Raw genomic sequence first — 14766 nt, forward strand, 5'->3', positions numbered from 1 at the left:
TATTCTATTTTCATTTTATAAATTTGAAATTAAATATTTCATTTTTAAACAAAGATTTGAAATAACCAAGGCTAAGTTAATTGAAGTAAATACCATTATTTCCCTTGATATCGCTTCTTCTTGAATTATTTTGATATCTTTATTTCTTTCTCAACTTTCAGAACTTGCAATATTAACAATAAAACTGACTTTTTGTTGATAAATGAGGTCTAAAATTTCACTTTTCTTTTTTAATTTATTAATTTGAATTGTGTCAAGATCATGTAATTTTAAAAATTTATTCGTTCCTGGGGTACTGAAAATAGTATAACCAACACTTAATAAATTTTTGGCTATTTGAATTAATTTTTCTCGATCTTGAGTATTTCTATGACATGATAAAATAACGGTTCTATGTTTTAAAATATCAATATTAGATGCTAGTAACGCTTTGTATAAAGCTTTATCGAAAGTATGATCAATCGCCATTGCTTCTCCAGTTGATTTCATTTCAGGTCCAAGCAGTAAACTTGTTACTTTGGTTAATTTATTAAATGAAAAAGTAGGAACTTTAACAAAAATTCTTCTTTTTTCATCATTTTGGTGAAAATCAAAATAATTCGTATACCCAAGCTCTTTTAATGTTTTTTTCTCAATAATAATCTTAATCGCTAAATCGATAATATTTGTTTTTGTTATTTTTGAAATATAAGGGATTGAGCGACTGCTTCTAACGTTAATTTCTAAAACATAAACTTGATCTTTAAAAATAATAAATTGAATATTGACAAGTCCGATAATTTTTAATTTTCGACAAATTGTTTTTCCTGCTTTAAGAATTTTATCTTTAAATTCTTTTTTTAAAGTCGATGGAAAAAATACGGTTGAATCCCCGCTATGAACTCCTGCTGTCTCGATATGTTCCATTAGTCCTGGAATAAATATGTCCACTCCGTCAGAAACTAAATCAACTTCAACTTCTGTCCCTTGAAGATAAGAATCAAGGTATAAAGGTTTATCATGACTTATTTTATACGTTTTTAAAGAATCAATTAACATCGTTGCAGAATAAATTATTTGCATCGCTTCTCCGCCAATAACATAGCTGGGTCTAATAACGACAGGATAGCCTATTTTTCCAGCATTAAGATAAGCTTCTTTATGTGAATAGGCGGTTAAATTTTTTGGATGAGGGATGTTGTTGTCGCTTAAAAATTTAGCAAACTCAACCCTATCTTCAGAAATATTAACTATATCATTTGATGAACCCAAAATATTAATATTTGTTTTTGCTAAATTATTAATTAAAGAAATGGCTGTTTGTCCACCAAATTGTAATAAAACGCCATGCGGTGCTGAAAGGTTAAAAATATTCATAACATCTTCATACGTAATCGGTTCAAAAAAGATTTGATTTAACATTCTAAAATCAGTTGAAAGGGTTTCAGGATTATTGTTAATAATGATAACTGGTTTTTGATAAACTTTTTCAAGCGATAAAACAGAATGAACGGTAGCATAATCAAATTCTACTCCCTGCCCAATTTTAATCGGTCCTGAACCAATAATAAAGATTGAATCTTTTTTAGGTTTGTAATCATTTTCAAGACCATTATAGGTTGAATATAAATAACTTGATTTAAATTTAAACTCAGCAGCACAACTATCAATTGATTTATAAACTGGATGGATTTTTTCTTGATGACGATATTGAAAAATATCTTCAATCGAAACATTTCATAACTTACTAATTCAATCATCGCTTAGACCATGTTTTTTAGCTAAAATAAAATATTTTTGATTAAAATGGTTCTGTTCTAATTTATGTTCAATCTCTGCTATTTTTTTGAATTGATGTAATCAAAAAAGATCAATTTTAGTCTTTTTTCAAATAGTTTGACAACTTATTTTTCGTTTTAATAATTGATAAATTTGAAAATATCATTCCCCGTTTGGAGTTTTAATTAATTTTAACAATTCACTGGTTGAAGTATTTTTTAAATGTTCAAGATTAAAATCTAAATATTTTAAATTAATTGATCGGATTGCTTTTAAAAAAGCTTCACAAAAATTCAAGCCAATCGCCATCGCTTCTCCGGTTGCTTGCATTTGCGTATTAATATGTTGATCTTTGGTTTTAAATTTATCAAAAGGAAATTGTGGAAATTTAACAACTATGTAATCAAAGGAAGGTTCAAACGAAGCCTTTATTTTGCCGTTTTTAGGATTAATATAAATTTCGCTTAAATTGTAACCAACCGCTAATTTAGCACAAACTCACGCAATCGGATACCCTGATGCTTTTGAAGCTAAAGCGCTGCTTCTTGAAACCCTTGGATTAATTTCAATCACATATATTTGGTTATCATCAGGATTAACAGCAAATTGAACATTACATCCTCCAATTAATTTTAAATTAGAAATAATTTTATGCGCTGTAGTTCTTAAACGCTGATACATATCATTTGTTAAAGTTAAAGAAGGACAAACAACGCATGAATCACCAGTATGTATGCCAACAGGATCAATATTTTCCATGTTACAAATTGTCACTATTTGACCTGATTTATCACGAATAACCTCGTATTCAATTTCTTTGAAACCATAAATAACAGGTTCAATTAAAACTTCATTAATCGGTGAAAGTTTTAAAGCTTGTTCAATTGTTTTTATGAATTCTTCTTTCGTTTTACAAATTCCACTTCCAAGCCCGCCAAGCGTAAAAGAAGGACGAATAATAACTGGAAGTTTAATCACTTTTAATCAACTTAAACCATCTTTTAAATTGCTAACAATTTTTGACCTTAAAAAAGGAACGTTAATTGATTCTAAAAATTGACAAAATTGATGACGATTTTCTGAAAGTTTAACAACGTCAGTACTAACACCAATAACTTCAATATTATGTTTATCTAAAATTTTTTTATCTTTTAATTTAATAAGTAAATTTAAGGCAATTTGACCACCAAACCCCCCAAGAATAGCATCTGGTTTTTCTTTGTTAAGAACTTCTTCAACGAATGTTACAGTTAACGGTTCAAAATATACCCTTGTTGTTATTTTTTCGTCGGTCATAATAGTTGAAGGATTAGGATTGATTAAAATAACTTCATATCCTTCTTCTAAAAGACTTAAACAGGCTTGAGTTCCGCTGTAGTCAAACTCAGCCCCTTGTCCAATCATAATTGGTCCAGAGCCAATAACTAAAATTTTTTTTATATCTTTTCTTTTCATTTAATCTACTTTTAAATTCTTTTATAAAATTCTTTGAAAATATCAACACATTCCTCGGGTCCGGGGGCTGCTTCTGGGTGAAATTGAACTGAATAGATTCTACCGTCTTCACTTTCAATTCCCTCGTTTGATAGATCAAGCAAAGAAATGTAATTAAAAACTATTTTTTTATCCATCAAAATTTTATTCTTATTCGCTAAATCCAAATAATAATCGTGATTTTGTGATGTTATGAAAACTTTTTTAGATATTAAATTTTGAACAGGATGATTAATAGAATGATGGCCAAAAGGTAATCTTTTAACTTCAAATCCTAGCGCTAAACCAATTAACTGATGTCCAAGACAAATACCTAAAACTGTTTCATTATTTTTGATCATTTCTTTAATTTCGCCAATAACATTTTTTAAATCATGTGGATCTCCTGGCCCATTACTAAAAAAATAAGCATTCGGATGATATTTTTTTAGATCTTGATATTTTGTATCTCAGGGAACAATTATTAAATTAAGATTAAAGTTTTTAAAATAATTAATAATTGAGTTTTTAACTCCAATATCATAAATTACTAATGTTTTTGGTGCTTTTTGATCAATAAAAATAAATTTTGAATCTTTATCTTGGCTAATTTTTTGAACATGATTGTTTAATTTTGTCTTTTCTAATAATAAAAGCAGTTTAGAAGTTGGAGTGGGTGCAGGCGCAATTGCTACTTTTGAAGCGCCATTATCACGGATATATTTTGTTAATGCTCTTGTATCGACATTAAAAAGAACTGGAATATTGTTTTCTTCAGTTCATGTTGAAAAATCAATAAATTGATCATTATTTTTAAGATTGTTAACCGGAAAAGATTCGATTTGATTGACAATAACTGCTAAAGGCTGGATTTTTTTTGATTCATTAAAATTTTTTGGATAAATAGGATATGTTCCGATTAAAGGAAAAGTAAAAACTAAAATCTGTAAACTATAACTTGGATCGGTTAAAACTTCTTGATAACCAACAACTGAAGTATTAAAAATAATATCTCCGATTAGAATGTTATCTAACTGATAATTAGTCAAAGCTAGAAAAGTTTTTTTATTTTCAAATACTATTTTTACTTTTTTAGGCATATTAAATTTATTTTAAAAGATTGTGATTAAAATATTGTTTTTAATTAAATACTTCGGCCACCCTTGAAGCGTTTTATTTAATAAAGGTGTATTTTTACTTTTTGAAACGATATTGTCTTCTGTAACCTTTTTGGTATGTAATAAATCAATAATAACAAGTTTCGCTTTCATCCCTACTTCTATGTAATGAGGGGTTGTAAAAATTAAAGCAGCTGGAGCTGTTGTTAATTTTTCAAGAATAAGTGGTAATGGTACTTTTTTCGTTTTAATTAAATAAGTGTAAAGGCAAGGGAAACAAAATTCAGTTCCAATAATTCCATACATTCCAGTCCTTAAATCTTTTTTTTCATGTTTACAATGAGGAGCGTGGTCGGTGACTATCATGTCAATAGCCCCTTTGTTAAATTTATTAATTAAATAAGTCTGCCAACTTTTTGTTGATAGTGGGGGGTTCATTTTAAAATTAGCATCATCGGTTTTGATCATATCATTATTTAAACAAAGATGATGCGGAGTTATTTCACAAGTTACATACACACCTGCCTGTTTTGCTTTTGAAATATGTTGAATTGTCTGCGGAGTTGAAATATGCTGGATGTGTAAATGGGCGTTGATATTGCGATTTAATTCAATATCCCTTGCAACTAAATGACTTTCGTATTCTTGATTTAAAATTGAAATATTATTGTCGACAGCAAATTGACATGGATAAACTACTCCGTTGTTAGTTCTATGTTCTTCATGAACAAGAATTGAAGACTTATATTTTTTAGCATTAATCAAAGCTTGTTGCATCATTTCTTTTGATAAAACGGGCGCTCCATCATCTGAAAATAAATTCGTTAGTTTAACAAGTTCTTGAAAATTAACCAGATTCTGAACACCATTTTTTCATTCAGTAACTGATCCAACACTTTTAACATTAACAACTTGTGTTTTATCTAAAGTTCTTTGAACTTGCTGATAATTTAAAAGATTAGATGGTCTAGGATTAACGTTTCCCATTGCTAAAACATCTAAAAACCCTCCAACAAGACATCCAACCTCAAAAGTAGAAATTTCTTCCTTTTCTTCAAAACCTGGATTTCTAGTATGAGCGTGTCCATCAAAAAAACTTGGCGTAATTAAATAATTCTTACAATCTAAGACATCAGAATTAGCTGCAAAATGTGAAATTTTAGGGGCAATTTTAATAATTTTAGAATTCTTTATTTCGATGTCTAAAAATTCAATTTTTTTCTGGTAATATACTTTTGCATTAATTAAATAAAGGTGTGTAATTTTTTTAAACTTAAAAATCATATTTTAAGATTTATTTTTAGAAATATATTCTAAAATAGCAATTCTTGTAAAAAGTCCGTTTTCTACTTGATCAAGGATTTTTGATTTAGGTTGATATACTAAATCGGTTTCAATTTCTCAATTACGATTAACAGGACCGGGATGAAGAAAAATGGCGTTAGACTTTAATCTTTTGTAATTTAGAGAATTTAAACCATACAATCTGTTGTATGTTTTAGGATCGTGTAAAAGTTTATTTTCTCTTTCAGCTTCTAAAAATCGTTCATTTTGAATTCTTAAAAAAATAACGACATCCATTTCTTCAATAATATCATTAAAGTTGTAGGTATCTATTTCATATCCATCATAGTTAACTTTTTCATAACAACAAAGATAAACCTCAAAATTTAATCTTTTAAATAGTTTATAGTTGCTATAACAAACTCTAGAATGATTTAAATCGCCAACTATTGCAATCTTTAAATTTTTAAATCTATGAAAATGTTCATAAATGGTCACTAAATCTAACAAAGACTGCGATGGATGACTATTAACTCCATCGCCAGCATTAACAATATTTATATTTTTAATTGATTCTAGCGATTTATAATAGTGATTTTCTCCGCTTCTAATAATAAAATTCGCTATCTTTAACTGCTTTAAAGTTAAAATAGTGTCATATAACGTTTCTTTTTTTAAGAAACTAGAAGTATTCGTTTCTAAAATACAATAAGTTGAAGCAGTAGAAGATAATGCTTTTTGAAAAGAAATGTTTGTTCTAGTTGAAGGCTCAAAAAATATAAGACAGGCAGATAAATTTAATTTAGGGATATCTTTTTGATTGTTTTTAAAATAAAGAGCTCTTAAAACAAGCTTTTTTATGTCATCAATTGAAAAATTATCAAGTGAAGTAAAATTCATATAATTTTAAATTTTTATCTATTATAAAAAATTTTACAATGTATTTAGAAAGATTTGAAGTTGAACAGCATCGTTTTGCGTAATTTTGTTTTCTTCAAGGGCGGATTCTACAACTTCATTAATATTAGTTAAAGAATGAATTTTATAATCGTGAAGATTTTTTTCTGATTTGTGAGTTAAATAATTAAAAATTGAAATAACCCCAAGCACTTTATATCCATGGTTTTCAAAAATGTTAATTGTTTGAATCGTACTTAAGCCGGTTGCTATCACATCTTCGATAATAACAATTTGATCATCTAATGATACTTCACCCTCAATATTTTTTCTAGTACCGTGGATTTTTTGAGTTGGGCGAACATATCCACTTTTTAAATTTAAAAGATAAGAAACAGCGACAGCATGACCAATTGAAGCTGTTGATATGCCTGAAATAAAAGTAGCGGTTGGAAAATGACGTTTAACTAAATCTGCTATATTATTTCATATAATATCTCTCTCTTTTAACTTACTAAAAAGAATTCTGTTGTCAATATAAATTGGTGATATAACACCGCTTGATCATTTATATTTATTAACAAAGTTCAAATTTATAACTTTACATTGTACTAATAATTTCGCTATATTTTTCATGTTTTAATATTTTTTTTCTAAAAATGTTTCTAAACTAAAGTTGTTTTTGGTTAAAAAAATGTTTAAGTCGCTCATAATTTTTATGTAAACATTCTCATCATAAAAATTTGCAGATCCTACTTGTATCATTTCCGCTCCTGCTTTAAAATAATCTAAAACATCTTTGAATGTTGTTATCCCCCCGCATCCAATAACAGGAATTGTAGTTAAAGCCTTTAACTTATAAATTTCAGCAAGAACTAAATGCTTAATCGCTGGACCGCTCATTCCTGAGTATATTTTTTCAAAATAATGTTCATTCTTTTTAAGACCTGGAACAAAACCAGGAATAGAGTTCGACACTGTAATGGCGTCTATCCCGACTGAATTTATAAAGTTAATGTTTTTTTGAATTATCCCGATAATTATACTACTTACTTTTATAAAAATCTTTTTTTCTGTTTGACTTCTGATTTTTTTTAATAAATTTAAAATATTTGTTTCAGAAAAATAATTATTGTTTGTTTCTTTTTTAATATTTGGGCAACTAAAATTTATTTCATACCCGATTATTTGTGAGTATTGATTAAGATCTGGGATAACCTTTAAAACTTCCTCTTCATCTCCAATAACTGAAACAATAATTTTGATTTCAGGATATTTTTTTAAAACTGGTACTAAATAAAACTTCTTAAAATCTTCAAGACCAGGGTTTCTTAAACCAATTGAATTAAAAATATAATTTTGGCCGACATATATTTTATTTCCGACATTGCCAACTAATGGTCTAAAAGTAATTGTTTTAGTAACAACACAATCTAAAACAGATTTATTCTTTAAGTAAAAATTCTCAAAATCAAAAGGAATGGTTCCAGATGCTGGAAGAATAAAAGACTTAAGATTTAATTTTTCAAAAAAAAACTTTTTTTTAATTTTATCTCTATTCATTTTTATCCCGTTTGGTTACCTATTTAATTTTATCAATGGATTGATGCATGTTTGATAGCAGTGGTCGCTAAAAGATTGAACACACCCGCCGCAACCACGATTTTTACATATAAAAAATGGCGGTCTAAGGATGTAGATATTATCTTTAATTTCTTTTTTTAAAAAATCAATAAATATATTATCAAAGGTACAGTCAACGACTAATGAACTTGTTTCTTGTTTGGTTTTTTGTAAAAAATTTTTTAAAGCGGATTTCTTGAAAAAAACTTTAAAATTAAGAATATCTTTTAAAGATCCAAAAAGATTTTTCACTTTAGGCGGAAGATCTGTCTTATTTAAATAAATAATTTCATAATCATTGTTTAAAGTCTTGACCAATCTTGATATGTATAAAAAAGAAAAATTATCAACTAAAAAAATAATTTTTTTTTCTTTTTTCAATCTATTAATGAAATAAAAGATATGGGGTGAAATTTGTATTTTTGATTTTATTAAAAAATGATAATTTTCTTCTGTTAACAAATCTCCGCCATTAATTCTAAAATAGGCAATAATTCTCTTTTTATCATAATCTATTTTGTAATTAACAATCAAACAAAAAAGTAAAAAAAATGGAAGTTTCAAAGAAAAAGAAACTTCATTCTTATCGAATAAATTTTTTATATTGTCTGTTAACTCTAACTCAATGTAAATGGTATTGAAGTTTATAACCTCAAACTCTTCTATCTCTGTGTATATAATCCTATTCTTGATTAAATTGGTCATATATTTTTTTATACATTTGTAATGGATTATCAGAATTAATAATTGTTCTTCCAACTACTAGATAATCAACTTTTTCTTTTTTATAAGCTGAAGTTAATGAAGCATTTCTTGCATGTAAAAACTTTTTATTTTGATCACTAATCATTCCGCCAGGACAAATAGTTATTATTTTGGGAAATTTCTTTTTAATGGTCTTGCTTTCTTGAATTGAGCAAATAACAGCATGACAACTTAATCGATTTAAATCTAAAAGATCGATGCTAAAATCAATCAAACTTAATTTTTCTTGATGTCAAATCTTTTTATATTCTTGATCGTTGATTGTAGTTAAAAATGGAACCAATACAGTAGCGCAATTTTTAAGTCTTGTGTGAATAATGTTAACGCTATCAAAGCCAGTTCATGGATGGATTGTAACCCATTTTATTTTTAAATTTTTTAATAAATCTGCAACGTTTGAGATTGTTGATGGTGTATCACAAAGTTTTAAATCAAGAAAAATTTCATAACCATCGTTGATTAATTTTTCAACAAATGCAAGACCGGCTTTATAAAAAAGTAAATAGCCGATTTTTAAACGTGGTTTAAAGGGAAATGTTTTATAAAAGAATAAAATTCTTCTTCTGAAAAAAAATCACAAGCAATAAAAATATTGTTTTTAAAATTATTGTTTTTCCAAAAATTTATTAATTGCTGTTCTTTCACAAAAAAATAACATTTTTGAATTAATTATAAACTACGTTTAATGTGAAAATAAGTTTTTTAATTATTAATTTTAACTAACAGCAGCTTTAATAAAGTTTAAAATCAATCGATTTGGTTTATTTGGATAACTTGTAAATTCTGGATGAAATTGACAACTGACAAAAAATTTATAATTTTTTAATTCAAAAATTTCAACTAAGTCGAGGTTTTTCTTTTGTCATGATAAAATCCTGAAAAAGACACCCCGTGCTCTTTAAAAACTTTTATATAATCTTGATTAAATTCATAACGATGACGATGACGTTCATAAACTATGTTTTTATTGTCATAATATTTCGCTGTTTTTGTATCTTTGACTAAATGAACAGGATAAGCACCTAATCTTAAAGTTCCTCCTAAGTTTTTATCTTTTTCTTTGTCAGGAAGAATTAATAATATTTTATGATCTGTTTTTTCGTTAACTTCGGTTGTATTTGCATCTTTCAAATTACAGATATTTCTTGCTATATCAACAGAAGCTGCGTGCATCCCAAAACAAATTCCCAAATATGGAATATTTTTTTCTCTTGCGTATTTTGAAGCAAGTACTTTTCCTTCAAAACCATTTTTATCAAAACCACCAGCTACAACTATACCATTCAAATTAAATTCTGATAAATACTGAGCATAACTTTTTTCTGTAATTTTGTTTGCATCGATAAAAATAATATTTATTTTTTTCTCTAGAAAATAGCTTGCATGTTTTAATGATTCATTAAGTGATAAATAAGCATCTTTCAATTGAATATATTTACCAACTAATCCAATCGTAAATAATTTTTGTTGTGTTTCAGTTCTTACTACACAATCATTAAATTTTTTCCAACTTGATAAAGATATTTTTTTATAAGGTAAGTTTAAATTTTTTAAAATAACCTTATCAAGTTCTTGGTTGTGGAAATCAACTGGAATATAGTAAATAGATTTATGATCAACACATAAGAATACTTCATCGTTTTTTACATTACAAAACATAATTATCTTATCTCTTGTTTTTTGATTAAAAGGTGCTTTTGAACGAGCAAAAATTAAGCTTGGTTGAATTCCTGATCTACCTAATTCTTTAATCGCATGTTGAATCGGTTTTGTTTTATGTTCTTGAGATGTATCAAGATAAGGAACGTAACCAACAATATTAATTAACGTATTATGATTATCTTCTTCAATTTGAAGTTGTCTAATCGCTTCTAGAAATGGCTCAAGCTCAATATCTCCAACGGTCCCGCCTATTTCAACTACAATAATATCAGCTTTTTCAGGGTTTGTTTTAATTCACTTTTTGATTAAATTTGTGATATGAGGAACAATTTGAACTGTTTTACCTAAAAACGCTCCATTTCTTTCATGGTTAATTATTGTTTTATAGATTGATCCAGCAGTTATGTTTGAAAGTTTAGAAGTATTTATTTCAGTGAAACGTTCATAATTACCCAAATCTAAATCTGTTTCCTGTCCATCATTTGTAACATAAACTTCGCCGTGTTCAAGCGGATTCATAGTTCCGGGATCAACATTTAAATAGGGGTCTATTTTTTTAATTAATATTTTATAGTTGTGATTTTTTAATAATAACGCAATTGATGAAGTAATTAACCCTTTCCCAAGCGATGAAAGAACGCCGCCAATAATAAATATATATTTTGTTTCCATGAAAACTTATCCCCTATTTTTAAGTTTCATAATGTGATTATTTATTTTCTTCAGTTTCTTCAATATCTTCATCAAAGATATTAGTTGGTTCGTCTGAGTCATCAGACTCTTCTAGATCTCCTTCAAGTTCTTTATCTTCGATTTCTTCAAAATAGTGAACTTTTGAAATTTCTTTTGACACATCAGAAATTTTTAAAAATTTTCTTAAAAATCATTGATTGTTTCCAAGCATAATGAATCTCTTATCTAAAATTAATTCAATATAAAAATCCGTAATTAATTTTTTATTTTCTCCATCTGTTAAGTTAAGTTTTTTAGCAATATAATCTCAAAGATCATAAAAATTAATTTTTTCTTTAATCTCTTCAATATATTCTTTGGCTAAATTTTTTAGTGTGTCTGTTGTAATAATTCTTGGGTTATCCATTTATTTATTTTGTAATTTTTATAATTGTTTTAATGATTTTATTTTTAACAAATCAAAGCATGTTTCAAGATGCTTTTTAAGATGTAAAATAATTTTAATCTTTTTATTATAAATAAAGTCTGATTGGTTTAATATTTTTTCTTGGTTATAAAATGAATGAAAGCGTTTTGATAATTTTATAAGATGGGTGTGTAAAAAGACTGGATTTAAATTTTGAATACAATTTTTTAAGACTTGAAAAAAACTAATTGCTTGGATTAATAACTTTCTTTCAGATTCATTCAGAATGAAATTATCTAAATTTAAATCCTTTATCTTGTCTAATCTTTCTTTTGGAACTTTTTTCAGTAATGATATTATTCTTAAATATCCATATTGACAATAATAATATAAATTATTATTATTTTTTATTTTTAATAAGTCTAAATTAATATGAAGATGGGAGTCAGTTGATACTGATATAAGAAAAAATCGTAAAATATCTGCTCCAAAATGATTATAAAGATCATCTGCGTTAATAACATTTTTATTCCTTTTAGACATCTTTGTAACTTCGTTATTATTTTTTAAAATAGAAACAAATTGAATTAATCCAAATTGTAAATGTTCAAGTGGCATTCCCATTTCTTTACAAATGGCTGTAATCCGATTAACATAACCGTGATGATCGGCCCCTCATATATTTATAAGATGATTAAAGCCTTTCATAATACGATAATAATGATAACATATATCGCCCAAAATATAAGTTGAAGAATTATCTTCTTTGTATAAAACCCTATCTATTGAATCATTGTATTTTGTTGTTTTAAGTCAAACTTTTTCATTTTTTTGATAAATAAAGTTATTTTCATTTAATTTATCTAAACTGGGTTTTGCGTATTTTTGAATCATTTCTTTTTCACTTATGAATTGATCAAAATCAATTTTAAAGTTTTTTAAAGTTTTTTTGATTTTTTCTAAAATATAATTCAACCCTTTTTGACTAAAATTTTGAATAAGTTCGCTTGTTATGTTTTGATTATTTAAAAAATATTCTTTATTGAATTTATTTAAGGGGTCATTAACAATCAACTTTGAAATATCATCAATATATGCAGATTGATAAAGTTTGATTTTTTCATCAACAATATAGGAGTTTAAATTTAATTTATTTTGAAAATTATTAATAATTGAGTAACCTAAATGTTGAATTTGATTTCCTGAATCATTAATGTAAAAATATCTTGTAATATTAACATTTAAATACTTTAAAATGTTAGCTAATACATCGCCAACTATTCCGTTTCTAAGGTGTCCTAAATGTAATGGTCCGGTTGGATTAGCAGAAACATATTCAATATTTACAGATTTATTTGTAAGCGATATTTGAAACGGATCTAAACTTTTATTAAAAAAATGAAACAAAGTGCTATCTGCAAAAAAAATATTAAAAAATTGATTTTGAATCGTTGTTTTCTCAATTACTATTTTATTAAAAATAGATAAAGATAAAATGTTTTTTAATTCTGCTTCAATCTCTTCAATCTTAATATTTGGATTTGCTTTTTTATATCAAAAAATAAAATTGGTAGATATATGTGAAAGATTAATATTCTGATTAAAAAAGAAATGAATTTTTTTCAATTCATTTTCTGATATTTTAAATTTAATTTTAATGTTTTCTTTAAATAGCTCTATAAAATTAAAAATACTCATTAGGTGCTTGTTTTATATTTTATTATTTATATATTTTACTTTAATATAAAAAAATATTAATTAATTTCAAAATTTTTTATCAACTGTTAAATAATAGTAGTGAAAATCATTTTCATCATAAGTAAGACTTATGTTACAAAACTTCAAGAAAGATGTAGAAATAGCTTTTAATTCTGAATTATTTTCATACTTTTCTTGAATTTTTATTTTTTTTAGCTCATCAGAATTAATTAAATTTTTAAAATAATTGCCTGGGTTATATTCTTTTAAAAAATAAATTTCTTTATCTGGTCCGATTTTATTCAATATTTGTTTTTTTACAATCTCGTAATTTTTACTTTTTGAATTATTGCTTGTTGAAAGATATTTTAAAATTTTCACTTCTCTTCAGTTAAAAAAGATGTTGACTAAAAATTTAAGTTCTTGATCTGGATAAAATTCTAGATTCTTTAAATCAACAAAAAAGTCATGATCTGATAATTGTAAATAATAATCTAACTTATTAAATTTTTCATCACAAAAAAATAAATTTGTTTTAAAGTTAGCTGGAATTAACTGAAGGTTAGTTTTTATTTTTTTTATTTTTTTAACAATTTCATCAAATAAAAAATTAAATTTTAAAACTTTAGGGTGATAATAAATTGATTGATACATGTTAACTCTAGCTAAAATAAATGAATTAATATGGGTAATAACTAATTTATCAAAAAATAATTCATTTTTTTTAATAATAATTCCTTTTAATAAAAATTTTAAATTAAAATTACCTAATGTATTCCCTGTAAAATATGCATCTCTAAGTAAAAAATCCATTCTATCAATATCAATTTCTGAAGAAATTAAATTAACAATAGCAGAATTTGAATGTTTGTGTTTGTAAACATTTATTAAATTTTCTAATAAATCATAATCATTTCTTTTTTTATATTGATCTAAAATAAATTTAATTTCTGAACTTTTTAAAATTTCAATCGTTTTTATTTCATGCTTTTCTTTCTTAAAAATTTTTTCAAAAGCATGTGAAAAAGGTCCATGACCTATATCGTGTAATAATGCAGAAATTAAAAATAATATCTGTTCATTTTTTGATAAATCGTGTTGCTTAAGTTCTAAAATTTGATATGCTATTCAATAAGTTCCTAAAGAATGGGCAAATCTTGTGTGCGTTCCTGATGGATATAAAAAATAATTAAATCCCAATTGTTTAATGCTTTTTAAACGTTGAAATGTTTTTGTATTAATTAATTGGTCGATTATATTGTCTTTTATGTAAATTAATCCGTGGACTGGATCTGCTATGAAATATTGAGTAAATTTATTATCACTATCCATTTATTTAAATTTTTAGAGCTTTACAATGATTAATTTTTAAAATAAAATTCATTTTTT

Annotated in this window: 13 protein-coding genes; all 13 read right to left on the bottom strand. The window is 25.8% G+C overall.

Translation table 4 applies throughout. From position 1 onward, the window contains the following. Window positions 1-15: 15 nt before the first annotated feature. Window positions 16-3213, bottom strand: coding sequence for a carbamoyl-phosphate synthase large subunit (gene carB, locus JRW51_RS00550; RefSeq protein ID WP_250328743.1), 3198 nt, complete (start codon window positions 3211-3213; stop codon window positions 16-18). Between the two features lie 11 nt (window positions 3214-3224). Beyond that, a complete protein-coding gene (gene carA, locus JRW51_RS00555) occupies window positions 3225-4331 on the bottom strand; it encodes a glutamine-hydrolyzing carbamoyl-phosphate synthase small subunit (protein ID WP_250328744.1) in 1107 nt (368 codons plus the stop codon). A gap of 12 nt (window positions 4332-4343) precedes the next feature. Next, on the bottom strand, window positions 4344-5633 hold the full coding sequence (gene pyrC / locus JRW51_RS00560) for a dihydroorotase (protein WP_250328745.1): 1290 nt from the start codon (window positions 5631-5633) through the stop codon (window positions 4344-4346). Window positions 5634-5636: 3 nt separating this feature from the next. Beyond that, window positions 5637-6533 (bottom strand): aspartate carbamoyltransferase catalytic subunit, encoded by an 897-nt coding sequence (locus JRW51_RS00565; RefSeq protein ID WP_250328746.1) that lies wholly within the window; start codon window positions 6531-6533, stop codon window positions 5637-5639. Between the two features lie 33 nt (window positions 6534-6566). Then, the gene (locus JRW51_RS00570) at window positions 6567-7166 is read right to left on the bottom strand and encodes an orotate phosphoribosyltransferase (protein WP_250328747.1); all 600 of its coding nucleotides are present in this window, start codon (window positions 7164-7166) and stop codon (window positions 6567-6569) included. A gap of 3 nt (window positions 7167-7169) precedes the next feature. Next, a complete protein-coding gene (locus JRW51_RS00575) occupies window positions 7170-8093 on the bottom strand; it encodes a hypothetical protein (protein WP_250328748.1) in 924 nt (307 codons plus the stop codon). A 15-nt stretch (window positions 8094-8108) separates the two neighbouring features. After that, window positions 8109-8858: a hypothetical protein gene (locus JRW51_RS00580; protein ID WP_250328749.1), complete on the bottom strand. Its 750-nt coding sequence runs from the start codon at window positions 8856-8858 to the stop codon at window positions 8109-8111. Next, entirely contained in the window at window positions 8836-9498 is a 663-nt protein-coding gene (locus JRW51_RS00585; protein ID WP_250328750.1) for an orotidine 5'-phosphate decarboxylase / HUMPS family protein, read from the bottom strand. The genes JRW51_RS00580 and JRW51_RS00585 overlap by 23 nt, the downstream gene beginning before the upstream one ends. Before the next feature lie 135 nt (window positions 9499-9633). Beyond that, a complete protein-coding gene (locus tag JRW51_RS02770) occupies window positions 9634-9792 on the bottom strand; it encodes a glutamine amidotransferase-related protein (protein WP_322948506.1) in 159 nt (52 codons plus the stop codon). Next, window positions 9759-11252: a CTP synthase gene (locus JRW51_RS00590; protein WP_265739910.1), complete on the bottom strand. Its 1494-nt coding sequence runs from the start codon at window positions 11250-11252 to the stop codon at window positions 9759-9761. Before JRW51_RS00590 ends, JRW51_RS02770 begins: the two co-directional genes overlap by 34 nt. 37 nt (window positions 11253-11289) lie before the next feature. Next, window positions 11290-11679, bottom strand: coding sequence for a DNA-directed RNA polymerase subunit delta (gene rpoE, locus JRW51_RS00595; protein WP_250328751.1), 390 nt, complete (start codon window positions 11677-11679; stop codon window positions 11290-11292). An 18-nt stretch (window positions 11680-11697) separates the two neighbouring features. Then, entirely contained in the window at window positions 11698-13377 is a 1680-nt protein-coding gene (gene argS, locus JRW51_RS00600; RefSeq protein WP_250328752.1) for an arginine--tRNA ligase, read from the bottom strand. Window positions 13378-13437: 60 nt separating this feature from the next. Further along, window positions 13438-14709, bottom strand: a complete 1272-nt coding sequence (locus JRW51_RS00605) for an HD domain-containing protein (protein WP_250328753.1) — start codon at window positions 14707-14709, stop codon at window positions 13438-13440. Window positions 14710-14766: the final 57 nt, after the last annotated feature.

This window comes from Mycoplasma sp. SG1, assembly GCF_023612375.1.
GTDB lineage: Bacteria > Bacillota_I > Bacilli_A > Mycoplasmatales > SG1 > SG1.